Consider the following 21,791-nt stretch of genomic DNA (forward strand, 5'->3'; position numbering starts at 1 on the left):
CGCTCCCCCACCCGGCCACCCACATCGTATCCTGAATGGGTGGCCGGGTGGGGGAGCGGGCCGGTGCCGCATCGCGCATGGTTCTGACCAGCCTGATCCGCACGGTCGAGGAGACCGGATCGACCAATGCGGACATGCTCGCGCTCGCCGCGGCGGGTGCGAGCGAGGGCAGCTGGCTTCGTGCCGAGCGCCAGACCTCGGGCAAGGGCCGGCAGGGCAGGGCGTGGGAATCGCCTGCGGGTAATCTCTACGCCAGCACGCTCGTCCGGCTGCGGCCGAGTGATCCGCCCGCCGCAACGCTCGCGCTGGTCGCGGCGGTCGCGCTGGAAGAGGCGGTGCGCGTGTTCCTGCCCTCAGGTGGTACGCTCAAATGGCCCAACGACCTGCTGGTCGATGGCGCCAAGCTCTCCGGTATCCTGCTCGAACGCGCGGGCGATGCGGTGGTGATCGGCATCGGCGCGAATCTCGCGCATCGTCCCGATCTGCCCGACCGGCCGGCGACGAGCCTTGCCGCGCACGGCGCATCCGCCGACCCTGCGACCCTGCTCGACGTGCTCGCCGAAGCGTTCGCCCGCTGGCTTGGGCGGTGGCGAGGCGAGGGGCTCGATCCGGTGCGCCAGCGGTGGCTGGAGCGCGCGCATTCAACTGGAACCGCGCTGACCGCACGGCTGCCCGACGGTAGCGCGGCCGATGGCCTGTTCGACGGCCTGACCCATGACGGCGCGCTGATCCTGCGCTTGGCCGATGGCTCGCGGCGTGTCATTCACGCGGGCGACGTGTTCCTGATCTGAAGGACCCGAAATGCTGCTCGCCATCGATGCCGGCAACACCAATGTCGTCTTCGCGCTGCTCGAAGGGCGCGAGATCCGCGCGCGCTGGCGCATCGCCACCGATCCGCGCCGCACCGCCGACGAATATGCCGTGTGGCTGAGCCAGCTGCTGAGCCTCGAAGGCTTCGACCGCGCCGACGTGACCGCCGTCATCGTCGGCACCGTCGTCCCGCGCGCGCTGCACAATCTGCAAGTGCTCGCGAGCAAATATTTCAAGACCGACGCGGTGATCGCCGGCGCGGACGGCTGGCCGATCCGGCTGGATGTCGAGGAACCGCAGAGCATGGGCGCCGACCGCGCGCTCAACGTCATCGCCGCGCACGAGAAGCATCCCGGCGACCTGATCGTCATCGACTTCGGCACGGCGACGACCTTCGAGGTCGCGGATTACAGTGGCGCGTACAAGGGCGGGATCATCGCGCCGGGGATCAACCTGTCGCTCGACGCGCTGGTCAACGCGGCGGCCAAGCTGCCGCGCGTCGCGATCGAGGCGCCGCAGACCACCAGCGTGATCGGGGTCAACACCGCCGACCAGATGCATATCGGCATCTATTGGGGCTATATCGCGATGATCGAGGGGCTGGTCGCGCGGGTGAAGGCCGAGATCGGGCGACCGGTGAAGGTGATCGCCACCGGCGGCCTCGCGGTGCTGTTCGAGAAGCATACCGATGTGTTCGACGCGATCGAACCCGATCTGACCATTCAGGGGCTTGCGCTTCTGTGGGAACGGACCCAGGCGTCTGCCTGAACATTCCCGCATCATGCGGAACGAAGGAATAACGTGACACCCGGCAACGAACTTCTTTTCCTCGCGCTCGGCGGTTCGGGCGAGATCGGCATGAACGTCAATCTCTACGGCTGCCGCGGCAAGTGGATCATGGTCGATTGCGGGGTGATCTTCGGCAATCCCGACTATCCCGGCATCGACCTGATCCTGCCCGATTTGCAGTTCATCGAGGAGCGGCTGGACGATCTGCTCGGCATCGTGCTGACGCACGGGCATGAGGACCATATCGGCGCGCTGCCCTATCTCGCGCTCGACCTCGGCGTGCCGCTCTATGCCACGCCGTTCACCGCCGGGCTGATCCACGGCAAGCTCGACGAGGAAGGCATCGCCGATCGCGTCGAACTGAACGTCGTGCGCGAGGAGGAGCCGTTCGAGCTCGGTCCGTTCGGCATCCGTTACGTGCCGCTGGCGCATTCGATTCCCGAGGGCAATGCGGTGCTGATCGACACCCCCTATGGCCGCGTGTTCCACACCGGCGACTGGAAGATCGACGAGACGCCGGTGATGGGATCGCCCTCGACCGCGCAGGAACTGACCGAGATCGGTGACGCCGGCGTGCTGGCGCTGGTCTGCGATTCGACCAATGTCTTCAATCCCGAGGCGTCGGGTTCCGAGCAGGAAGTGCGCGAAGGGCTCGACCGCGTGATCGCGGGCGCCAAGGGGCGCGTGCTGGTCACCACCTTCGCCTCCAACGCCGCGCGGCTGCAGACGCTGGGGCAGGCGGCCAAGGATACCGGGCGCGCGATGTGCGTCGCCGGGCGTTCGCTCGACCGCATCCTGCGCGTGGCGAAGGCCACCGGCTATCTGCGCGACTTTCCCGAGACGGTCGACTTCGACACCGCGATGACGCTGCCGCGCGACAAGGTGATGATCGTTGCTACTGGCGGGCAGGGCGAACCGCGCGCCGCGCTCGCGCGCATCGCCGAGGGCAATCACCAGCTCAAGGTCGATGACGGCGATCTGGTGGTCTTCTCGTCCAAGCAGATCCCCGGCAACGAAATGGCGATCGGCCGGATCATGAACCAGCTTGCGACCAAGGGGGTCGACATGGTCACCGACCGCCAGGCCTTCGTCCATGTCTCGGGCCATCCCGGGCGCCCGGAACTGGCCGAGATGTACCGCTGGATTCGGCCTCAAATTCTGGTGCCGGTGCATGGCGAGATGCGTCACATCGCCGAACAGGCGCATTTCGGGGTCGAGCAGGGCATTCCCAGCGCGGTCGTGCAGAACAATGGCGAGATCGTCCGTCTCGCCCCCGGCAAGCCCGAAAAGCTTGGCTTCGCCCCCGCTGGCCGGCTGGTGCTCGACGGCGATGTGATCCTGCCGGCGGACGGCTCGACAATGAACGAGCGCCGCAAGCTCGGCCTTTACGGCCAGATGTCGGTCGCGGTGGCGCTCAAGGCGAACGGCAAGCTCGCCGGCACGCCCGAGGTCCGCATCCAAGGGGTGCCGGTCGAGGAGGATCGCGAACCGTTCCTCGAGGAAGCCTGCGAGGCTGCGGCCAAGGCCGTGACCACTGCAAAAGGCGGCGACCGCGAGAAGCTGCGCGAGGCGGTGCGGCTGGCGACGCGGCGCGTGGCGGTCAGATGGACCGGCAAGAAGCCGGTCGTCGATGTGATGCTGATCGAGGTCTGAGGGTTTAGCCGATGTGGTGGGGCAGCGCGCTCGCGATCTATTTCCTGTTCTGGTTCCTGGCGCTGTTTCTGGTGCTGCCCTTTTCGGCGCGCACCAGCGTCGAGGCGGGCGAGGCACTGGTGCCGGGGCAGGCGGAGAGCGCGCCGCACCGGTTCGAGGCGGGCCGCATCGCGCTGCGCACCACCATCGTCGCGACGGTGATGTTCGGCCTCTTCTATCTCAACTATGTCTTCGGCTGGATCACCAGCGACATGCTCGACTACTGGAACTGAGCCGGGACTATCTCACCATCGGTTCGCCGGCCTTGAACTTGGCGTTGTCGGCCTGCGCCTTGCTGTAAGCGCGCTGCTCGTCCGATTTCTTGAAGCTGGCTGCGGCCTCGTCCATCGACTTGATCGCCTCGCCCTGAATCTTGCCCATGTTCGTCATCATATAGCCGGACATGGCGTCGGAAATGCGGGCATAGTCGAACTCGCGGCCATCGAGGCGCGCGTCGATCTGCTCGTCCATCGAGGCGCGGCCGATCACCTCATATTGGTCGGCGCCCTTGATCGCGAAGCCCTTGCCCAGCGCCTTCTCCGCCGCGTCGGTCATCTCGAAACTGGTCGAGATGCGCGCCTTCTTTTCGCCCGCAGACGCAATATCGACGGTGTATTTGGCGACCTGCACGCCGTTGGCGTGGAAATACCAGACCATCGACTTTTCGGGCGTACCGCCGCGTGTCACCGATCCGCCGCGCTGGTTATAGACCATTTTGTCGAATGCCGAGGGCAGCGGGCTCGATTCGACGATGCGATAGACCTCGGCCACGGGCTTGTCATAGGTCTCGCCGCCCTTGAGCGGACCATGGAAATACACGCCCGCCGCCAGCGCCGCGGCCACGCCGCCGAACATCAATTCCTTCATCGTCAGCCCCCGATGGTTGCGGGGCCGGGTTAGCGCACGGGCGTCAATCGCCGCCCAATAAGCATCCCTAATCCGGCATTAGCCATCACGTCAGGGGCAGGGCGTAGAAACAGTTGAACTCGGTCGCCTCGTAATCGGCGAACGCGGGCGAGGGCACGAAGCCGTGCCGCTTGTACAGCGCGTGCGCGGCGTCGAAGGCCGGGCCGGTGCCGGTTTCGAGCTTGAGTGCGCGATAGCCGCGCTGGCGGGCGCGGGCGATGATGTCGCGCAGGATCGCCGTGCCGACGCCGCGGCCCAGCGCCGCCTGCGCAGTCCGCATCGACTTGATCTCGCCGGTGCCGTCGCCGAGCGCCTTGAGCGCGCCGATGCCGAGCAGCGTCTCGCCGTCCCAGCACGACAGGAAGGTGATGTCGGGCGTCTTGAGCCCGGACAGGTCGAGGAAATGACAGGTGCCGGGCGGCGAATTGGCGAGCATGCCGCCGGCATGGATTTCCAGCAGGCCGATGACCTGCGGATCATCCAGGCCGCCCTCGCGGATCTCCATCAGAGGTCGTCGATCATGCCCGCCAGCGTATCGAGGCAGGCGTGGGCAAGCGCCTTGCACCGCTCGGGCGACCAGCCGAATTCGGCGTCGGGGCTGGGATCGTGATCCTTGAACGGCATTTCCAGCGTCATCGCGACCGCGCCGAACCGCTCGGCGAGCTGGTTGGTCGACATCGACAAATTGGCCATGCCCGGCGCCGACTTCTCATAGCCCTGTTCGAGCTGGAACAGCGGTGTGGCGTCGGCGAGGCGGCGGCCGTAATCGTAGAATTTATCGCCGAGCGCGTCGGTCCAGCTCGGAATGCCCTCGAAGCCGGCGAGGAAATTGGCGGGAATGGCCTCGTCGCCATGCACGTCCATCGCGAAATCGACCCCGGTTTCGTCCATCGCCGCGCGGACGAGGAACACTTCGGGGCTCTTGTCCATGCTCGGCGAATGCCATTCGCGGTTGAGGTTCACGCCGACGGCATTGGTGCGCAGATGGCCGCGGAAGCTGCCGTCCGGGTTCATGTTGGGAACGAGATGCAGCGTCGTCTTTTCGCGCAGCGCCCTGGCGGCCGCGTCGGTGGGGTCGGTGAGCATCTCCAGCGCGCCCTCCATCCACCATTCGGCCATCGATTCGCCCGGATGCTGGCGGGCGTAGAGCCACACCTGTTTCGGCCCGTCGCCAAGCGTCAGCAGGTCGAGCGCCCGCCCGTCGAGCGTGCGGCCAAGCTCGCGGTGGGTGACGCCGGCCGTTGTGGCCATGCGTGCGATCAGATCCTGGTGCCGCTCCATGCTGTAGGGCGCGAAATAGGCGAACCAGGCGATGTCGCTCTCGAAGCTGTGATTGAACGAGAAGACGCCGTCGGCATAGGCGCCATCGGTCAGCCGCCAGGTCTCGCGGTCGGTGCTGACGCGGGCGCGATAGCCGGGCCAGCCGAACGCATAGGCGGCCTTGCCGGCGTTGACGATGCGGAAGGTCACCCGACGCCCGCGCGCGCCGGCGACGCGAAAATGGAACCACTGGAAGAAATCGGACTGGTGATCCGCCACGATTTCGAGGTCGATTCGGTCGCCGTCGATGGCGGCGACGCGGATGTTGCCGCTGTCGAACGCGGCGTTGATGTGGATCGTCATTTCACCTGAATAGTGATGCCGGATTGTCCGGGGAACCCCTTGAACAGCGCAGCTGCCATCCGTGCAGCGCCGTCGACCGGCTGCGCGCCGGGCTGGCCCTCCAGCGTCTCGGCGAGTGCGCGGCCTTCCCAGATCATCGTGTTGTCGCCGCGGCGGCGGAGCTGCACCGTGAGCTCGCTGGCATAGACGGTGCGCGTCTTGCTGCCGATGCCGAAGCTGGCGCCGCCGCCGAGACCCACGCCGCCGCCATAGCTGCCCCCGCCGATGCCGATCGTCACGGGCGGGCGAGTGCGGACCTGGCCGCGGTCGGTGCGGCTGAAGCCGACCGTGGCGATATAGTCGGCCCTGGTGGCGTCGGCTGCCTGCGCGAAGCCCAGCCGCGCCATCTCGGCGCCGACCGCGCCCGAATAGAGCGCATATTCGGGGCCGCCCTGCGCCGGGCTCTGCGGCGCGAGCGCGACCGTCCCGGCCGGAATCGGCTGCGAAAGGTGATAGCGGACGACGTCGACCGGCGCGGTACGGCTGGTGGTGGTCGAACAGCCTGCCACCAGCGCGGCGGTGGCGGCGAGGGCGAGCAGCGCGCGGGTCTTCATCGGAACATGTCCTCCTGCCGCTCGGCACGAACGGCGCATCCTGATCAACATCGTTACGCCCCTGCCGGTTCCGTGCAATGGGTTGCGCGGCGAACCGCGAAATTCTCGCCTGCTTCCTTGACTTCCGCAGGACTCACATCTAGGCGGGCGCCTCTTTTCCGGCATAGCCAAACAACGAGTACGAGACGGGTCATGAAGATCGTCAACAGCCTTAAGTCGCTCAAGGGGCGGCACCGTGACAACCGCGTGATCCGCCGCCGCGGCCGCGTGTACGTCATCAACAAGACCCAGGGCCGCTTCAAGGCCCGCCAGGGCTGAAGCCTGACCTGTGGCGGGACGTCCGCACGCCGTTATCTTCGATATCGGCAACGTCCTGTTCCACTGGCATCCGCGGTTTCTCTACGAGCGCCTGATCGGTGACGATCGGGCGCTCGAAGCGTTTCTGAAGGATGTTGTCACGGTCGAGTGGCACTTCCAGCATGATGCGGGTCGCGACTTCGCCGACACCTCGGCGGAGCTGAGCGCGCGATTTCCCGAACATGCCAAGCTGATCGCCGCTTGGGGGCCGCGCTTCAACGACAGCGTCGACAGGCCGGTCGCAGGAATGCACGAGCTGGTCGCCGAACTCGACTCGGCGGGCGTGCCGCTGTTCGCGATCACCAATTTCAGCCACGAGTTCTTCCCGCCGTTCCGCGCGGCATGGCCGGCGCTGTTCGACCGCTTCCGCGATGTAGTGGTGTCGGGAGACGAGCGGCTGGTGAAGCCTGACGCGGCGATCTACCGGCTCGCGCTCGACCGCTTCGGGCTGCGCGCCGAAGATGCGGTGTTCATCGATGACAGCGCCGCCAATGTCGCGGGCGCACAGGCCCTCGGCATCCGCTCGATCCACTTCAAGGACGCGGCATCGACCCGCGCCGAACTGGCCGCCGCGAACCTCATCTGACTGTCTGGAAAAGTTTTAGGCCCGGAAGCGTCACCGGGGGGGGGAGGGGTTGACGCTTCCGGGCCCATGTCTTGGATAGCGAGAGCGGGGGGGCAAAAGGTCACTATCCGAAGTTCAAAACGCCGACTTCGGCACCCGGTTCCGCGTCATTGCGATTTTTTTGAATCTTTTTTCAGATGCGTCCGGTGGTGGCGATCTGCCATTCGAACGCACCGATCAGCGGGTCGTGATGCAGCCTTGAGCGCAACTGGCGGACGAGGCCGCCGATCACGCGGCCGTAGCGCGTGTCGTTGAGACGCGTGAAATCCGGGCTTTCCACCAGCGCGGGCGAACTGATCCGCAGCGTCGCGCGGCTCGGTTCGCCGGCGCCTTCCTTGAGCGAGATGCGGACCTGCGCCATCGGGCTGCAGTTCATCGCCAGCTCGACGATCTCGGTGATCAGGAAGGCCACCGCCACGGCATTGTCCTGTGACACCAGCAGCGGTTCGAGGTCGAGAACGATGCCGACCGGCCGATCCTCGGGCGCGGTCGCGCGGATGTTCGACGCCAGCTCGCCGATCACCGGACGCAGCTCGATCCCGCGCGTTTCCTCGAACCCGGCATAGTGATGGCGATGCACCACCGCGAGCGAATCGACGCGGCGCTGGATCGAGGCATAGGCGGCGAGCGCCTCGGGCGATTGCGCGCCCCGCGCGTGGAAGTTGATCAGGCTGGCGATGACCTGGAGGTTGTTCTTGACGCGGTGGTGCACCTCGCGCGTCAGCTTGGTCTGGCGTGACAAGCCCTCGGCCAGATCGCTTTCGTGCGCCTGCACCGTGCGGCTGATCTGGCGGAAGGTATCGCCGAGCGCGCGGATCTCCTGCGCCGGAATGTCGCTGCCTGCCACCGGGTCGATCAGCTCGCCCGGCTGATAGGCGCTGACGGTCGTGCGCAAACGGCGCAGCGGACGGATCAACAGCCGGTCGACGACGAACCATGCGATGGCGGCGGCCGAAATCCACATCACGAACGGCAGCAGTGCGGCGAGGATCATCGACGAGGTGATCGGCGCGCTCGCCACCGTCATGCGCAGCGCCAGATTCTGCACGCCGATCGCGACCTGCTGGGTCTCGCGCCGGCTGAGCATGCCGCCGCCCGGCAGCTTGCGCAGGTCGAGCAACTGCCCTGCGCTCGTAAGTGCGACGCCGAAGTCGTCGCCCATCGCGCTGGGCTCGGCGGCGGTCGCCAGAAACGCGATCGGGAAGAAGGCGCGGGCGGTATGGCCGGTCATCCCGGCAACCTCGATCTGGATGCCACGATCGGCGATCAGCCGGATGTCGGATTCGCCGGGTACCGCCGGGCCGCTCCGCGCTGCTCCGATCGGCGTCCCGCACAGCAGGCGCCCGTTCGGGTCGGTCATCGCATAGCGGATACCGCTGGCGGCCTGCGGCTCGAACACGCCCGCTAGCCGTCCGCAATTGGGGAGGCGATCGGGTGACGCGGGCAGGGCGCCGCGCAACTCGCGCAATTCATAGGCAAGCTCGCTGCGCAGCGAGCGCGCCGATTCCTCGATCGCGATGCGCAAGCGGGCTCGCACCTCCTGATCGGCGATGCGGCTGGTCTGAATCGAGGCGAAGAAAGCGATGAGCGCGAGCGGCAGCAGCGCCGCGCTGAGAATGAAAAGAACCTTGGCGCCGGTGGGCATCCGGGCAAGGACGTCGAGCGGACCGATCAGGCCGGACTTCTGGTCTTCCCCCTCCATATGGCCATCAGGCCGTCGGTCAGTCGAGCTTGCGTAGCAGGTTCAGCAGATCGTCGGGCACCTGCTCGTCGACCGCATCGCTGTACACACGGCGCAGCGCATCGCCGATATTCCGGTCCTTCCGCGCGTTCATGCCGCCGCCCGTCCGCTCAAGCGGTTCCTTCTTCTTCTCTTCGGCCGAACGCACTACGTCCCCCTGACAGCCCAAGAACGGGCGGATGCACAAAAAAGCCGGGAACCGCAAGTTCCCGGAAACACGAAGATTGCACCTCGTGTCCGACGCATGAAACCAATTCACGCTTCGTTTGTTCCACAGGCGATGCGATTTCCGGGGAGGGGCCATTCTTCGGGACCGCAGCACTTGAATTGCAGCGGCGGCGCCAGCATCAATAGGCGTCGTACCGGAGGAGAAACGAATACAATGTCGCTTGGACAGCAGCTTGCGCCGCATCTTCCCTTCCTGCGCCGCTATGGCCGCGCGCTGACCGGGAGCCAGACCGAGGGCGACCGTTATGTGCGCGCGACGCTGGAGGCGATCGTCGCGGCGCCGGAGGAATTCCCGCGCGACGTCGATCCCAGACTGGGACTCTATCGCACCTTTCAGGCGATCTGGGGCTCGACCCATCTCGACGACCGCGCCGAGGATTTCGATCCGCTCAACGAAGGCGAGGCGATTGCCCGCGCGCGGTTGTCGCGGCTGGCGCCACGCTCGCGTCAGGCGCTGCTGCTGACCGCGATGGAGGGCTTCACAAGCGAGGACACCGCCTATCTGCTCGAGGAGACGCCGGATTCGGTCGAGGGCCTCGTCGCCGAGGCGCTGTCGGAGATCGACAAGCAGACTCGTGCGCGCGTGCTGATCATCGAGGACGAGCCGCTGATCGCGATGGATCTGGAGACGATCGTTCGCGACCAGGGGCATGACGTGACCGGCGTTGCGGTGACTCGCGACGAGGCGGTTGCGCTGGCGATGGAGGATCGGCCCGGCCTCGTGCTCGCCGACATCCAGCTCGCCGACGACAGCTCTGGCATCGATGCGGTCAAGGACATCCTCGCGCAGTTCAGCGTGCCGGTGATCTTCATCACCGCCTTCCCAGAGCGGCTGCTGACGGGTGAGCGGCCCGAGCCGACCTTCCTGATCACCAAGCCCTTCCAGCGCTCGACGGTTAAGGCGGCGATCAGCCAGGCTTTGTTCTTCGACGAATCCACAGTTCCGGCCGGCTAGGACGCGAAAGTTCCATTTCTTTCGGACCCAAAACGTTTCTCACGGGTTGATGCGATATGGACGACAACGAACCCCAGCACATCTCCACTCAGGATGCGCGTGCCGGCGCGACGCCGCACATGACCCGCTATATCCTCGCGATATCGCTGGTCTCGATCATCGTCATCTACGCCATCTACCTGCTGATCTGAGCAGGCTGGCGGATGCGGGCCGCGCACCTATCTGACCCGGCGCGGCATGCCGCCGCGCCCGACGAACGGAATCGAATGACCGACAGCGACGAGGAAGGCGAGCAGGACGCGGCGCCGGTAGAGCATGTTTCGCTCTCCGATCCGGAGTTCAAGCAACAGCTGGCGACGGTCATCCCGCACCTGCGCGCGTTCGGCCGCTCGTTGTCGGGCAGCCGCGACGTGGCCGACGACCTCGTGCAGGAAACGCTGCTCAAGGCGTGGGCGGCGCGCAAGCGCTTTCAGGCCGGCACCAACATGCGCGCCTGGACCTTCATCATCCTGCGCAACCTCTATCTCAGCCAGATGCGCCGCGCGCGCTTCAAGGGCGAGTGGGACGATCTCGTCGCCGACCGGCTGCTCGCGGCGCCGGCGTCGCAGGACAAGCATGTCGATCTTGCCGACATGCAGCGTGCCCTGCTGCACTTGCCGCAGCCGCAGCGCGAGGCGCTGATCCTGGTCGGCGCGGGCGGCTTCGCCTATGAGGAAGCCGCCGAGATTTGCGGCGTCGCGGTGGGCACGATCAAGAGCCGCGTGGCGCGCGGGCGCGTCGCGCTCGAAGGGTTGATGACCGATGGTCAGCTTCCCTCGCGCCGCGACAGCGAAGTCACTGGCCGCAGCGCGCTCGATACGATCATGGACGAAGTGGACGAACTGAGCCGCGACCGCTGAACCGCGGCCGCGCGCTCAGCAATCGCGGCTGGTCGCGGGTCGGCCGTTGATCTTGCGCAGCAGCAGCAGCATGTCGTCGGGCAGGCCCAGATCGCGCTCGAACGCGTCACGCAGCACGACGCCGATCGCGTCGCAGGTGCGAGGCAGTTCCACCCGGTAACCGTTGTCGGACGATCCGGGTCCAGTCGAGGGCTTGTTGCGTGCCATGCGATCTAAACGAAGGTTAGCCCGATTTGTTGCTTGACAGCACTCGGTCCGGCGCGTCCTGACCGATTTTGATGGAAACGGCGGTCGGTGACGAGGATGCGGTCGGGCGTGCGCTGGAACGCGCGCAGGCCAACTCGCCGTTCCTTGCCCATCTCATCGAGCGCGAGGCCGAGACCGTCGCCGAAATCGCGCAAGCGCTGGACGATCCGGTGGTCGCTTCGCGCATCGACGACCCGGCCATGCCTGTGGCCAGGCGGCTGCGGATCGAGCGGCGGCGGCTGGCGCTGATCACCGCGATCGGCGATCTTGCCGGGTTGCTCGACTTCCGGCGAGCCACGCAAGCGCTATCCGATTTCGCCGATTACGCGCTCGACAGTGCGATCCGCGCCGCGATTGCCGAGCGCGTGCCCGGCGCGGACGCCGCCGGGTTCGCCGCGATCGCGCTGGGCAAGCAGGGGAGCCGCGAACTCAACTATTCGTCCGATATCGATCCGATCCTGTTGTTCGACCCGGCGACGCTCCCGCACCGCGAGCGCGAGGCGGTCGAGGAGGGGGCGGTACGGATCGGCCGCCGCGTGGTCGAGCTGCTCCAGGGGCGCGATGCCGATGGCTATGTGCTGCGCATCGACCTGCGGTTACGGCCCTCGCCCGAGGTGACGCCGATCGTGTTGCCGGTGAATGCGGCGATCAGCTATTATGAATCGCAGGCGGTTGCGTGGGAGCGGGCGGCGTTCATTCGCGCGCGGGCTGCCTCGGGCGATGTCGCGCTGGGACAGGGCTTCCTCGACACGATCCGCCCGTTCGTGTGGCGGCGCGCGCTCGATTACGGAACCATCCGCGACATTCGCGGTATCTCGCGCCGCATTCGCGACCATCATGCGCAGGGGCAGGCGTTCGGCGCGGGCTATGACCTAAAACGCGGCCGCGGCGGCATCCGCGAGGTCGAGTTCTTCGCGCAGATCCACCAGCTGATCCATGGCGGCCGCGATGCCGCCTTGCGCGCGCCTGCGACGCTCGATGCCCTCGCTGCGCTGGCCGAGGCGGGGCAGATCGATCGCGGTGAGGCGGCGCAACTGGCCGAAGCCTATGTGCTGCTGCGCACGATCGAGCATCGCGTGCAGATGATCGACGACCGGCAGACGCACCAGCTGCCGCAGGGTGAGGCGCTCGACCGTGTGGCGCGGCTGCATGGGCTGGAGAGCGGCGCGGCGCTGCTCGACCTGCTGGCGCCGCATGTCGAGCGGGTGGGTCGGATCTACGATGCGCTCGACGGCGATGGGCAGACCCAGGTCGCCGCAGGAGGCGCAGGGGTCGAGCAGGCGCTGGCGCAGGCGGGCTTCGCCGATGCGGGCGGCGCGGCACGGCTGATCGAGGGCTGGCGCAGCGCGCGCTATCCGGCGTTGCGCAGCGTGCCGGCGCGAGCGGCGCTCGAGGCAGTGCTCCCGGGGCTGCTCGCGGCGATCGGCGAGGCGCCCGATCCGGGCCGCGCGCTTGCTCGGCTCGATACGATCCTCTCGCGGCTGCCGAGCGCGCTCAACCTGTTCCATCTGCTCGAGGCGCGGCCGGCGCTGGCGCGGTTGCTCAGCACGATCCTGTGCCATGCGCCGACGCTGGCCGAGGCGCTGGCGCGGCGGGTGGAACTGATCGACGGGCTGATCGACGCGACCGCGCTGGCGCCGGTCGGAATGGTGGACGAACTCGCCGCGCAGATGCGCGAGCGCGAGGCGGGCGACGATTATCAGCGGCTGCTCGACCATGTCCGCAAGCTGGTCGGCGAGAAGCGCTTTGCGCTCGGCGCGCAGATCGTCGCCGGCGCGAGCGATCCGCTCGACGTGTCGGCGGGCTATTCGCGCGTGGCGGAGGCGGCGCTTGCGGTGCTGGCCGAGGCCGCGATCGACGAGTTCACCGTGCGCCACGGCCGCGTACCCGACAGCGAGCTGGTCGTGCTGGCGCTGGGCCGGTTCGGCGGCGGCGCGCTGACCCATGCGTCGGATCTCGATCTGGTGTTCCTGTTCACCGGCAATCATCTGGCCGAATCCGATGGCGAGAAGCCGCTCGGCGCGGTGACCTATTACAACCGGCTGGCACAGCGCGTCATCGCCGCGCTGTCCGTGCCGACCGCTGCCGGTGCACTGTATGAGGTCGATACGCGGCTGCGGCCCTCGGGTGCGCAGGGGCCGCTGGTCGTATCGCTCGACGGCTTCGCAAAATATCAGCGCGAGGAAGCCTGGACATGGGAGCATATGGCGCTGACCCGCGCGCGTCCCGTGTTCGGATCGGTCGCGGCGCGCGCGGTCGTGCAACAGGTGATCGACGCCGTGCTGGGCGGCGAGCGTCCGCCGCGCGACATCCTCGCCGATGCGCGCAAGATGCGCGAGGACATGGCCGGGCACAAACCGCCCAAGGGCCCGCTCGATGCGAAGCTGTTGCCGGGCGGGCTGGTCGATCTCGAATTCGCGGTGCACACGCGTCAGTTGATCGACCGCACCGGCTTCGATCCCGATCTGCGCCGCGCGATCTCTGCGCTGGCCGGGGAAGGCCGCCTGCCGCCCGAACTGGCTGCGGCGCATGATTTCCTGACGCGGCTGCTGGTGACGTTGCGGCTGGTGGCGCCCGATGCCGAACCGCCGTCGAGCGCGAGTCGGCCGGTCGTGGCGCATGCCGTCGGCGTGCGCGACTGGCCGCAGGTGGTTGCATCGCTCGACCGGCACCGGCAGGAGGTCGCGGCGGCGTGGGCTGGTGTGGCCGAAGGAGGAAATTGAGCATGGCGATCAAGGAAGGCGACCGGATTCCGGCGGTCGAACTGCTGGATATCGAAGGCAATGCGTTCGCGCTCGATGGCCATGTCGGTGCGCCCTTCGTGCTCTATTTCTATCCCAAGGACGATACCGCCGGCTGCACGCGCGAGGCGCAGGAGTTCAGTGCCGCCAAGCCGCAATTTGATGCTGCGGGTGCGAAATTGCTCGGTGTGTCGCGCGACAGCGCGGCGCGGCACCAGAAGTTCACCGCCAAATATGATCTCACCGTGCCGCTGGCGACCGATCCGGACGGCAAGCTGCTCGAAGCCTTCGGCACATGGGTCGAGAAGACGCTGTACGGCAAGAAATATATGGGCATCGACCGCTCGACCTTTCTGTTCGACGCGGAGGGGAAGCTGGTGCGCGCCTGGCGCAAGGTGAAGGTGCCGGGCCATATCGACGAGGTGCTGGCCGCGGTGAAGGCGCTGGGCTGATCATGCGAAGCGTGGCGCAGGCGGTGCGCGACGTGCTGCTGACCGCCGAGCCGATCGCCAAGGTCAAGGCGGCGCGGCGGGTCGCGCGCGACTGGCGGCTGGGGCGGCTGGCGCATGTGTTCGACGTGGCGATGCCCGACCGGCCTGCCTCGCCCGCCCAACCCGAGCTGCTGCCGCCCAATCGCATGCCCAAGCGCGGACGCGGTTCGGCGCATGGCCGGATCGCGCTGATCCACGCGCTGGCGCATATCGAGTTCGTCGCGGTCGATCTGGCATTCGACATGGCCGGGCGCTTCGGCGGCGCATTCGACCGGGCGTTCACCGATGACTGGCTGAAGGTCGGGGCCGACGAAGCGATGCACTTCGCATTGCTCGACCGGCGGTTGCGTCAGCTTGGCAGTCGTTATGGCGCGATGCCGGCGCATGGCGGATTGTGGGAAGCGGCCGAGGCCACCGCGCATGACGTTGCGGGGCGGCTGGCGGTCGTGCCGATGGTGCTCGAAGCGCGCGGTCTCGACGTGACGCCGATGACGATCGAGCGATTCGAGGCGGCGGGCGATATGGCGACGGGACGCATCCTGCGGCGCATCTTCAACGACGAGATCGTCCATGTCGCGGCGGGCACGCGCTGGTTCGAATCATGTTGCGCTGCGAAGGGATTCGCACCCGAGACCGAGTGGCGGGCGTTGCTGAAACGCTATTTCGGTGGCTCGATTAAGCCACCGTTCAACGACTCGGCGCGTCAGTCAGCCGGTTTAACGCGGGAATATTACGCGCCCCTTGCGACCTGAGCGCGGGCAGGTTCTAACAAAATCCGTCAGATGCGGTGGGGCTGCATCCTGGATTTTGTTTCAACGAAGGCGTGTGCCGGCTGGCGCGTGTCTGTGGTCGCCGGGGATACATGGTAACTACTGCACCGAACGCGAACCTGGCACAGCGGTTCCGTAACTTCTTCGTCACCCGGGATTTCATTTTGCATGACGGTCGCGATCTGCGCCGTTTCAGCATTGCCGGCCGGACCCAGGCGCTGCTGGCCGGTGTCGCCGCGATCACCGTGACCTTCTCCGCTTATGGCGTCTCGCAGGCCGCGTTCGGCGCGATGACCGCAACCAGCGCCACCACCCCCGAAGCACGCATGGCCCGGATGCAGGCCGAAATCGCGCAGATGGAAGCCGATGTCGCCGCCGTGAAGCAGGCCGCGCTGAAGCATGCCGCGCGGGTCGAGCAGCGCCAGAAGATCATCAACGGCGTGCTGGACGGCAAGGGTTCGCCCGCCGATATCGGCGCGCCGGTTCCGGCCGATGCCGCCGCGACCAACAACATGGCGCGTGACGTGCTCGCGCCGCTGCGCAAGGTGGAGGCCAATCAGGCGCAGCTCGCCGCCAAGGCGCAGCGTGTCGCGCAGCTTCGCCTGACGCTGACCGAGCGTCACCTGCGCAGCCTCGGCGTCCGCCCGGCGCGTTATGTGCAGGGCGGCATGGGCGGCCCGTTCGAGGCAGCGCCCGCCGATGGCGCCGTGGCCGAGGGCAATGCCGACGCGCAATTCCGTTCGCTGTTCCAGACCTGGCAGAAGCTCGACGTGCTCGAGCAGACGGTGATCGCGATCCCGTCGATGCAGCCGGTCGACAACGTCAAGCTGACCAGCAGCTTCGGCGTCCGCGCCGATCCGTTCCACGGCAGCGCCGCGATGCACGCCGGCGTCGATATTCCGGGGCCGCAGGGCACGCCGGTCTATGCGACCGCCGATGGCGTGATCGGCCGCTCGGGCCGTTTCGGCGGCTATGGCAATCTGATCGCCATCAATCACGGCAAGGGCATCGAGACCCGCTATGGCCACCTGTCGAAGATTCTCGTCGCCTCGAACACCCGCGTGCGCCGCGGCCAGCTGATCGGCCTGATGGGCTCGACCGGCCGTTCGACCGGCAGCCACCTCCATTACGAAGTCCGTATCGACGGCGCGGCGGTGAACCCGATGCCGTTCATGCAGAATGCCAATGTGCTCGACCAGATTCAGGAGCGCGCCGCGCGCGTCCAGCTGACCGCCGCCACCGGCAACTGATTTCCGAGGTACCGGAGAGGAAAGGGCCGCCCGCACGCACGGGCGGCCCATTTTCTTTGCGGCCCGTTTCGGTTGCGGCGAGGCGGCGGCTCTCCTATCTCCACAGCATGGCAACCGCACTTTCCGAAGACATCGCTCTGACCCCCTCCGCCGCCGCGCGCGTCGCGGCGATCGCGGCCAAACAGGGCAAGCCCGCGCTGCTGCGCCTGTCGGTCGAGGGCGGCGGCTGCTCGGGCTTTCAGTACAAGTTCGAGCTGGCCGAAGGACCGGAGGGCGATGACACGATCGCCGAGACCGATGGCGTGCGGCTGGTGGTCGATCCGGTCAGCCTCGACCTGGTGCGCGGCGCCAGCGTCGATTTCGTCGAATCGCTGGGCGGCGCGGCGTTCCGCGTGACCAATCCGCAGGCGGCCTCGGGCTGTGGCTGCGGCACCAGTTTTTCGGTCTGATTCGCGTTGAAGATCGTCAGCTATAATGTGAACGGCATCAGGGCGCGCCTGCCGCGCCTGCTGGAGTATCTTGCCGAGCAGCAGCCCGAAGTGGTGTGCCTTCAGGAGCTCAAATCGGCCAATGAGGGCTTTCCCGAAGCGGAAATCCGAGAGGCCGGCTATGGTGCGGTGTGGCATGGCCAGAAGGGCTTCAACGGTGTCGCGATCCTCGCCAAGGGTGGCGATCCGGTCGAGCGCAAGCGCGGGCTGGAAGGCGAGCCGGAGGACGAGCATAGCCGTTATATCGAGGCCGATGTCGATGGCGTGACGATCGCTTCGATCTATCTGCCCAACGGCAACCCGGTTCCCGGGCCGAAGTTCGACTACAAGCTGCGCTGGATCGCCCGGCTGTCGGCGCGCGCGCGCGAATTGCTGGCGGAGGAGCGGCCGGTGGTGCTCGCCGGCGATTACAACGTCATCCCCAATGACGACGACGTGTTCTCGGTCCGGGCGATGGCGACCGACGCGCTGATGCAGCCCGAATCGCGTCAAGGCTATCGCGCGCTGCTGGCGCAAGGCTGGACCGATGCGTTGCGCACGCGGTTTCCGGCGGGCCGGGTATGGACCTTCTGGGACTATCAGGCCGGCGCCTGGCAGCGCAACGCCGGGTTCCGCATCGACCATCTGCTGCTCAGCCCGCAGGCGGCTGACCGGCTGGCGGGGGCGGGCGTCGACAAGGATTATCGCGGCCGCGAAAAGGCCAGCGACCACGCGCCGACCTGGGTTCGTTTACGCGTGTAAACGTTTGCCGAACTATTGGCGAATTTTCCCAACCATCGGTGACGTATTCCGCCATCGTAACAACTGAAACTCGCTAAGTAACTGATTTTACACGCGCTAAGCGTTTGGCACGACTAATGCACTAACACAGATACGGGCGGAAACCGGGAGGGAACTCCGGCCTCTTGCCCAGGTGCAGAAGAGGAGCTGTCATACCATGCGTACCATCATCAACGGTTTTGCCGCCGCCGCCATCCTGATCGCCGCCCCCGCGCTGGCCGAGACCAAGCCCGGCACGCCGACCCCTGCCGCGGGCGAGTCGAGCGAGCAGGCCGCCGCCCAGGACAAGCGCTATTGCGCCAAGCACAGCGCCACGGGCAGCCGCATCGCCAAGAAGGTCTGCAAGACCCGCGCCCAGTGGATTGACGAAGACGGTTTCGACCCCCTCGCGCAGAAGTGACGAGGGCGCGGCCCGCGGTTCCCCTATGCCGCGGGCCGCAACGTCCTTCCGAATAACAGTCGGCGCCGGCTCGCGCCGCAAACATCAAAGCGTCTTCGCGTAGATATGATAGACGCGATTGATCTTGCTCTCGATGACGTCGGCGATGGCGACCATCCCCTGATTGTCCTCGAGCACCCAGCCGATCTCGCCGCGCTTGGCGTCGAACTTCTCGACGGCGATGCGCCGGATATATTCGATCATCATGAAAGCGAGCTGGCTGGCCATGCGCGAGCCCTGCAGCCGCTTGACGACGCCCATCAGCGGCACGCGCATCCCGTCCGCCTTGCCGCGGCGCAGCCATAGCAGCAGCTTGGCCCAGCCGAATGGGAGCAGGTTCCCATGGAGCGGTTTGATCGCTTCGTTGAGGTCGGGGAGCGTGATCATGAACGCGACCGGCTCGCCATCGAGCTCGGCGATGCGGATCAGGTCCTCGAACACGATCGGCTTCAATTTCTTGCCGACATCGTCGATCTCCGGCGGGGTCAGCGGCACGAACCCCCAATTGTCCGCCCAGGCATCGTTGAGGATCGCAAGGATGATGGCGGCCTCCTCCTCGAAACGCGACTTGTCGACCTTGCGGATGCGGATGCGGTCGCTCTTCTCGCCCATCTCGACGATGCGCTGAACCAGCGGCGGGAACGGCTGGATGACGTTGAGATCATAGGTCAGCAGCCGCTTGACGCAGTGATAGCCGGCGGTTTCGATCCACGCCTGATATTCGCGCTTGTGATGCCCCATCATCACCATCGGCGCGTGATCGTGCCCCTGAACCAGCAGCCCCGGCTCTTCCCAGATCGACAGCGAAACCGGGCCGAGCGCACGGGTCATGCCCTTGCCGCGCAGCCAGCTTTCGGCGGCCGCGATCAGCGCGTGCGCGGTATCGGCGTCCTCCGCCTCGAACAGCCCCCAGAAGCCGGTGCCGGGGCCGAACCCCTGTTCGGCGGGCATTTCCAGCGCAAGCCGGTCGATATGCGCCGAGATGCGCCCGACGGTGCGTCCGTCGCTCTCGGCCAGGAACAGCTGCGCCTCGGCGTGGCTGAACCAGCCATTCTTCTTCGGGCTGATCGCCGCCGCGACCTCGCTGCGCAGCGGCGGCACCCAGTGCGGATCGCCGCGGTTGAGCCGATAAGCGAGTTCAATGAAGTCGCGCGTGTCCGCTTTGCCGTTGACCGGACGGATGGTGAGAGGGGAATTGGCCAAGGCGCGGACCTTTGTGGTTGGATTGGTTGTGATCCAGTCTCGCGTTGCCGGAGCCAAGTCAACAGCGGGTGAAATGCCACGCAATGGCCACTATCTCCTGCCAATGGCTCATCGCATGAATACGCTTGCCCTCGATACGACGGACGTTCCGGCGGCGGTCGCCGGCGCCAGGATCCGGCTGTCCGGCATGGCCGACGACCGCGCCATGCTGCGCGCCGCCGCCGATCTGACGCGCGACCTGCAAAAGCCGAATCCGGTGATCTATTGGGGCGATTTCCTCGGCTCGGCCGCGGTCGGCTATGCTGCGCTGGCCGGCGCGATCCTGCTGCCTGCGACTGGTTGGGCGATCGCTTCGGGCGTGCTGGCGGTGCTGGCGCTCTACCGCGCGAGCCTGTTCATCCATGAGATCACGCATCTCAAACATTCGGACCTGCCCGGGTTTCGCGTCGGCTGGAACCTGCTGCTTGGCATGCCGATGATGCTGCCGTCCTTCATGTACGAGGGGATTCACAGCCTCCACCATTCGCGCACGCGTTATGGCACGGCGGAGGACCCGGAATATCTGCCGCTCGCGCTGATGAAGCCGTGGACTTTGCCGTTGTTCCTGCTCGTCTCGGTGCTGATGCCGGTCGGGCTACTGCTACGCTTCGGCCTGCTCGGCCCGATCTCGATGCTGTCGCCGCGGCTGCGCCGGCTGGTCGTTGCGCGCTATTCGGGCTTGCAGATCAACCCGTCGTTCGAGCGCCGAGCGCCCGAGGGCGAGTTCGCGCGCCAGTGGCGCTGGCAGGAGGCGGGCGCTACCCTCGTCGCGGTCGCGCTGATCGCGACGGTGGCCACCGGCGTGCTGGCGCTCAAGCCGTTCCTCGTCTTCATGGGCGTGATCTCGGCAGTGGCGATGCTCAATCAGGTCCGCACGTTGGTCGCGCATCTGTGGGAGAATGACGGCGAGCCGCTGACGGTGACCGCGCAATATCTCGACAGCGTCAATGTGCCGACCGGCGTGCTGCCGTGGTTGTGGGCGCCGGTCGGACTGCGCTTCCATGCGCTTCACCATCTGCTGCCTAGCCTGCCCTATCATTCGCTGGCGGAGGCGCATCGGCGGCTGTCGGCGGCGCTGGGGCAGGGCACCACCTATCATGGCGCAAACTATCCGACGTTACGCGGGCTGATGGGTCGCCTTGCAGCCAGCACGATGGGCCGCCGCGCCGCCTGACGGCGTATCAATTCAACCACTTGTCCTGAACATTCGCGCCGCGCATGATGCGCCGGAAGCGAACGGGAGAGATGGGATGTTGAAGCTGGTATTCGCGATGGCGCTCGGCGCGGCGATCCCCGCTGGACAGGCGCAGGAGGCGGCGGTGCAGCCCAGCGTCGATTCCGCGGCCGAGCGCGTGACGCTGCGCAACCTCTCGGCCTGTCTCGCCAAGTCGCGCCCGCGCTGGGCGCGGCAGGCGCTGGCCAAACCCTATCTCAGCCCCGATCAGGAAAGTCTGCTGCGCGACGCAATGTCGGGCGGTGACAATTGCCTCAACGGCGGATCGAAGCTGCAAGTCTCGGTGCGCTCGTCGGGCATGGTGAGCGGGCTGGCCGAGCATTTCCTGACCACCGAGCTCGACCGCGTCGGATTGAAGCGGGTCTCTGCCGAACTGGTCAAGGTAACGTCGCTGAATGCGTCGGAGGATTTCGCGTTGTGCGTCGCGGCGCGTAACCCGAAGGCAGCGCAGGGTTTGGCGATGAGCGAACCCGGAAGCGACGCCGAGCGTCAGTCGGCCGAATCGCTCGCCAAAGGCATTCAGCCGTGTCTGAACCCGGGCGAGACGTCGAAAATCGACTTGCAGTCGTTCCGGGCGCTGGCGGCCACCGCGCTGTATCGCGGCCTCACCAGCGCCCAGGGATCGCGCGGCTGATTAGAAAGCGGGCGAGCTGTTGTCGAAGCGGGTGACGTTTCGCTCACCCTCGCTATGTCCGCGGCGGGCGGCCTCGCCCTGCTTGTCCCATTCCTGCTGTGTGCGGCAATCGCGCTTGCCCATGCGCGTGCCGACCGGGGCGACCTTCTTGCAGACCAGCTTGGTCGGATCCTTGGCCTTCCCCTGCGGCGCGTCCTGCGCCAGCGCCGGGGTGGCTGCCAGGCCGGCAGCCATCAACATCGACATTACAATCACTTG

The 21,791-nt window shown here is 66.8% G+C and carries 27 protein-coding genes; 18 read left to right on the forward strand and 9 right to left on the reverse strand.

The features are described 5' to 3' along the window. Window positions 1-77 precede the first annotated feature (77 nt). Genes M9978_RS14720 through M9978_RS14735 form a run of 4 tightly spaced genes read left to right on the forward strand, consistent with a single transcriptional unit; the run spans window position 78 to window position 3,524 of the window. Window positions 78-791 (forward strand): biotin--[acetyl-CoA-carboxylase] ligase, encoded by a 714-nt coding sequence (locus tag M9978_RS14720; protein WP_302054032.1) that lies wholly within the window; start codon window positions 78-80, stop codon window positions 789-791. A 10-nt stretch (window positions 792-801) separates the two neighbouring features. Continuing rightward, window positions 802-1,578 (forward strand): type III pantothenate kinase, encoded by a 777-nt coding sequence (locus M9978_RS14725; RefSeq protein ID WP_254294479.1) that lies wholly within the window; start codon window positions 802-804, stop codon window positions 1,576-1,578. 33 nt (window positions 1,579-1,611) lie between these two features. Next, the gene (locus tag M9978_RS14730; protein WP_254294481.1) at window positions 1,612-3,252 is read left to right on the forward strand and encodes a ribonuclease J; all 1,641 of its coding nucleotides are present in this window, start codon (window positions 1,612-1,614) and stop codon (window positions 3,250-3,252) included. 11 nt (window positions 3,253-3,263) lie between these two features. Beyond that, window positions 3,264-3,524, forward strand: a complete 261-nt coding sequence (locus tag M9978_RS14735) for a DUF1467 family protein (protein ID WP_254294483.1) — start codon at window positions 3,264-3,266, stop codon at window positions 3,522-3,524. A gap of 7 nt (window positions 3,525-3,531) precedes the next feature. On the opposite strand, the gene M9978_RS14740 is transcribed toward M9978_RS14735, so the two are convergent. The 4 genes from M9978_RS14740 to M9978_RS14755 all read right to left on the reverse strand — a co-directional run bounded on the left by M9978_RS14740 (window position 3,532) and on the right by M9978_RS14755 (window position 6,413). Continuing rightward, window positions 3,532-4,158: a hypothetical protein gene (locus M9978_RS14740; RefSeq protein WP_254294485.1), complete on the reverse strand. Its 627-nt coding sequence runs from the start codon at window positions 4,156-4,158 to the stop codon at window positions 3,532-3,534. 85 nt (window positions 4,159-4,243) lie between these two features. Next, window positions 4,244-4,702 (reverse strand): GNAT family N-acetyltransferase, encoded by a 459-nt coding sequence (locus M9978_RS14745; protein WP_254294486.1) that lies wholly within the window; start codon window positions 4,700-4,702, stop codon window positions 4,244-4,246. Next, the gene (locus tag M9978_RS14750) at window positions 4,702-5,820 is read right to left on the reverse strand and encodes a M14 family metallopeptidase (RefSeq protein ID WP_254294487.1); all 1,119 of its coding nucleotides are present in this window, start codon (window positions 5,818-5,820) and stop codon (window positions 4,702-4,704) included. Before M9978_RS14750 ends, M9978_RS14745 begins: the two co-directional genes overlap by 1 nt. After that, a complete protein-coding gene (locus tag M9978_RS14755) occupies window positions 5,817-6,413 on the reverse strand; it encodes a DUF4136 domain-containing protein (protein WP_254294488.1) in 597 nt (198 codons plus the stop codon). Before M9978_RS14755 ends, M9978_RS14750 begins: the two co-directional genes overlap by 4 nt. 192 nt (window positions 6,414-6,605) lie before the next feature. On the opposite strand from M9978_RS14755, the gene ykgO reads away from it, so the two are divergent. After that, a complete protein-coding gene (gene ykgO / locus M9978_RS14760) occupies window positions 6,606-6,731 on the forward strand; it encodes a type B 50S ribosomal protein L36 (RefSeq protein ID WP_254294489.1) in 126 nt (41 codons plus the stop codon). A gap of 10 nt (window positions 6,732-6,741) precedes the next feature. Continuing rightward, a complete protein-coding gene (locus M9978_RS14765; protein ID WP_254294490.1) occupies window positions 6,742-7,356 on the forward strand; it encodes an HAD family hydrolase in 615 nt (204 codons plus the stop codon). 172 nt (window positions 7,357-7,528) lie between these two features. Here the strand turns inward: M9978_RS14765 and M9978_RS14770 are convergent, their stop codons facing one another. Both M9978_RS14770 and M9978_RS14775 read right to left on the reverse strand, forming a co-directional pair. After that, window positions 7,529-9,097 carry a sensor histidine kinase gene (locus tag M9978_RS14770; protein WP_254294491.1) on the reverse strand — a complete coding sequence of 523 codons (1,569 nt, stop codon included), beginning with the start codon at window positions 9,095-9,097 and terminating at the stop codon, window positions 7,529-7,531. 19 nt (window positions 9,098-9,116) lie between these two features. Continuing rightward, complete coding sequence (locus M9978_RS14775) at window positions 9,117-9,284, reverse strand: NepR family anti-sigma factor (RefSeq protein WP_254294494.1); 168 nt, start codon at window positions 9,282-9,284, stop codon at window positions 9,117-9,119. A 234-nt stretch (window positions 9,285-9,518) separates the two neighbouring features. Between M9978_RS14775 and M9978_RS14780 the strand changes: the two genes are divergently transcribed. The 3 genes from M9978_RS14780 to M9978_RS14785 all read left to right on the forward strand — a co-directional run bounded on the left by M9978_RS14780 (window position 9,519) and on the right by M9978_RS14785 (window position 11,218). Beyond that, window positions 9,519-10,319 carry a response regulator gene (locus M9978_RS14780; protein WP_254294496.1) on the forward strand — a complete coding sequence of 267 codons (801 nt, stop codon included), beginning with the start codon at window positions 9,519-9,521 and terminating at the stop codon, window positions 10,317-10,319. Between the two features lie 56 nt (window positions 10,320-10,375). Then, a complete protein-coding gene (locus M9978_RS23180; RefSeq protein WP_302054033.1) occupies window positions 10,376-10,510 on the forward strand; it encodes a hypothetical protein in 135 nt (44 codons plus the stop codon). A gap of 75 nt (window positions 10,511-10,585) precedes the next feature. Further along, a complete protein-coding gene (locus M9978_RS14785) occupies window positions 10,586-11,218 on the forward strand; it encodes a sigma-70 family RNA polymerase sigma factor (RefSeq protein WP_254294498.1) in 633 nt (210 codons plus the stop codon). A gap of 15 nt (window positions 11,219-11,233) precedes the next feature. Here the strand turns inward: M9978_RS14785 and M9978_RS14790 are convergent, their stop codons facing one another. Beyond that, complete coding sequence (locus tag M9978_RS14790; RefSeq protein WP_254294500.1) at window positions 11,234-11,371, reverse strand: hypothetical protein; 138 nt, start codon at window positions 11,369-11,371, stop codon at window positions 11,234-11,236. 125 nt (window positions 11,372-11,496) lie between these two features. Between M9978_RS14790 and M9978_RS14795 the strand changes: the two genes are divergently transcribed. From M9978_RS14795 to M9978_RS14825, 7 genes are all read left to right on the forward strand, one after another. Then, window positions 11,497-14,187 (forward strand): bifunctional [glutamine synthetase] adenylyltransferase/[glutamine synthetase]-adenylyl-L-tyrosine phosphorylase, encoded by a 2,691-nt coding sequence (locus tag M9978_RS14795; RefSeq protein ID WP_254294501.1) that lies wholly within the window; start codon window positions 11,497-11,499, stop codon window positions 14,185-14,187. A gap of 2 nt (window positions 14,188-14,189) precedes the next feature. Further along, window positions 14,190-14,657, forward strand: coding sequence for a peroxiredoxin (locus M9978_RS14800; protein ID WP_254294502.1), 468 nt, complete (start codon window positions 14,190-14,192; stop codon window positions 14,655-14,657). 2 nt (window positions 14,658-14,659) lie between these two features. Then, window positions 14,660-15,448 (forward strand): ferritin-like domain-containing protein, encoded by a 789-nt coding sequence (locus tag M9978_RS14805; protein ID WP_254294503.1) that lies wholly within the window; start codon window positions 14,660-14,662, stop codon window positions 15,446-15,448. A 182-nt stretch (window positions 15,449-15,630) separates the two neighbouring features. Beyond that, complete coding sequence (locus M9978_RS14810; RefSeq protein WP_367305108.1) at window positions 15,631-16,716, forward strand: peptidoglycan DD-metalloendopeptidase family protein; 1,086 nt, start codon at window positions 15,631-15,633, stop codon at window positions 16,714-16,716. A gap of 107 nt (window positions 16,717-16,823) precedes the next feature. Next, the gene (gene erpA, locus M9978_RS14815; protein WP_254294506.1) at window positions 16,824-17,165 is read left to right on the forward strand and encodes an iron-sulfur cluster insertion protein ErpA; all 342 of its coding nucleotides are present in this window, start codon (window positions 16,824-16,826) and stop codon (window positions 17,163-17,165) included. 6 nt (window positions 17,166-17,171) lie between these two features. After that, window positions 17,172-17,945 (forward strand): exodeoxyribonuclease III, encoded by a 774-nt coding sequence (gene xth / locus M9978_RS14820; protein WP_254294508.1) that lies wholly within the window; start codon window positions 17,172-17,174, stop codon window positions 17,943-17,945. 196 nt (window positions 17,946-18,141) lie between these two features. Then, window positions 18,142-18,384, forward strand: coding sequence for a hypothetical protein (locus tag M9978_RS14825; protein ID WP_254294510.1), 243 nt, complete (start codon window positions 18,142-18,144; stop codon window positions 18,382-18,384). Between the two features lie 84 nt (window positions 18,385-18,468). Here M9978_RS14825 and M9978_RS14830 read toward each other — a convergent pair whose 3' ends face one another. Continuing rightward, window positions 18,469-19,626: an N-acetyltransferase gene (locus M9978_RS14830; protein WP_254294511.1), complete on the reverse strand. Its 1,158-nt coding sequence runs from the start codon at window positions 19,624-19,626 to the stop codon at window positions 18,469-18,471. Between the two features lie 115 nt (window positions 19,627-19,741). Here M9978_RS14830 and M9978_RS14835 point away from each other — a divergent pair, with 115 nt between their 5' ends. Both M9978_RS14835 and M9978_RS14840 read left to right on the forward strand, forming a co-directional pair. Next, the gene (locus tag M9978_RS14835; RefSeq protein ID WP_254294513.1) at window positions 19,742-20,839 is read left to right on the forward strand and encodes a fatty acid desaturase family protein; all 1,098 of its coding nucleotides are present in this window, start codon (window positions 19,742-19,744) and stop codon (window positions 20,837-20,839) included. Window positions 20,840-20,915: 76 nt separating this feature from the next. Continuing rightward, window positions 20,916-21,533: a hypothetical protein gene (locus M9978_RS14840; RefSeq protein ID WP_254294515.1), complete on the forward strand. Its 618-nt coding sequence runs from the start codon at window positions 20,916-20,918 to the stop codon at window positions 21,531-21,533. Here the strand turns inward: M9978_RS14840 and M9978_RS14845 are convergent, their stop codons facing one another. Beyond that, complete coding sequence (locus M9978_RS14845; RefSeq protein ID WP_254294517.1) at window positions 21,534-21,779, reverse strand: hypothetical protein; 246 nt, start codon at window positions 21,777-21,779, stop codon at window positions 21,534-21,536. Window positions 21,780-21,791: the final 12 nt, after the last annotated feature.

The sequence above is a fragment of the Sphingomonas tagetis genome (assembly GCF_024211275.1).
Taxonomy (GTDB): Bacteria; Pseudomonadota; Alphaproteobacteria; order Sphingomonadales; family Sphingomonadaceae; genus Sphingomonas; species Sphingomonas tagetis.

Coding starts and splice junctions, on each gene's coding strand:
- M9978_RS14840 (WP_254294515.1), top strand. CDS start 20,916: ATGTTGAAGCTGGTATTCGCGATGGCGCTCGGCGCGGCGATCCCCGCT.
- M9978_RS14735 (WP_254294483.1), top strand. CDS start 3,264: ATGTGGTGGGGCAGCGCGCTCGCGATCTATTTCCTGTTCTGGTTCCTG.
- M9978_RS14825 (WP_254294510.1), top strand. CDS start 18,142: ATGCGTACCATCATCAACGGTTTTGCCGCCGCCGCCATCCTGATCGCC.
- M9978_RS14845 (WP_254294517.1), bottom strand. CDS start 21,779: ATGTCGATGTTGATGGCTGCCGGCCTGGCAGCCACCCCGGCGCTGGCG.
- M9978_RS14725 (WP_254294479.1), top strand. CDS start 802: ATGCTGCTCGCCATCGATGCCGGCAACACCAATGTCGTCTTCGCGCTG.
- M9978_RS14795 (WP_254294501.1), top strand. CDS start 11,497: ATGGAAACGGCGGTCGGTGACGAGGATGCGGTCGGGCGTGCGCTGGAA.
- erpA (WP_254294506.1), top strand. CDS start 16,824: ATGGCAACCGCACTTTCCGAAGACATCGCTCTGACCCCCTCCGCCGCC.
- M9978_RS14750 (WP_254294487.1), bottom strand. CDS start 5,820: ATGACGATCCACATCAACGCCGCGTTCGACAGCGGCAACATCCGCGTC.
- M9978_RS14835 (WP_254294513.1), top strand. CDS start 19,742: ATGAATACGCTTGCCCTCGATACGACGGACGTTCCGGCGGCGGTCGCC.
- M9978_RS14785 (WP_254294498.1), top strand. CDS start 10,586: ATGACCGACAGCGACGAGGAAGGCGAGCAGGACGCGGCGCCGGTAGAG.
- M9978_RS14720 (WP_302054032.1), top strand. CDS start 78: ATGGTTCTGACCAGCCTGATCCGCACGGTCGAGGAGACCGGATCGACC.
- M9978_RS14805 (WP_254294503.1), top strand. CDS start 14,660: ATGCGAAGCGTGGCGCAGGCGGTGCGCGACGTGCTGCTGACCGCCGAG.
- M9978_RS14755 (WP_254294488.1), bottom strand. CDS start 6,413: ATGAAGACCCGCGCGCTGCTCGCCCTCGCCGCCACCGCCGCGCTGGTG.
- M9978_RS14770 (WP_254294491.1), bottom strand. CDS start 9,097: ATGGAGGGGGAAGACCAGAAGTCCGGCCTGATCGGTCCGCTCGACGTC.
- M9978_RS14745 (WP_254294486.1), bottom strand. CDS start 4,702: ATGGAGATCCGCGAGGGCGGCCTGGATGATCCGCAGGTCATCGGCCTG.
- M9978_RS14780 (WP_254294496.1), top strand. CDS start 9,519: ATGTCGCTTGGACAGCAGCTTGCGCCGCATCTTCCCTTCCTGCGCCGC.
- ykgO (WP_254294489.1), top strand. CDS start 6,606: ATGAAGATCGTCAACAGCCTTAAGTCGCTCAAGGGGCGGCACCGTGAC.
- M9978_RS14800 (WP_254294502.1), top strand. CDS start 14,190: ATGGCGATCAAGGAAGGCGACCGGATTCCGGCGGTCGAACTGCTGGAT.
- M9978_RS23180 (WP_302054033.1), top strand. CDS start 10,376: ATGGACGACAACGAACCCCAGCACATCTCCACTCAGGATGCGCGTGCC.
- M9978_RS14740 (WP_254294485.1), bottom strand. CDS start 4,158: ATGAAGGAATTGATGTTCGGCGGCGTGGCCGCGGCGCTGGCGGCGGGC.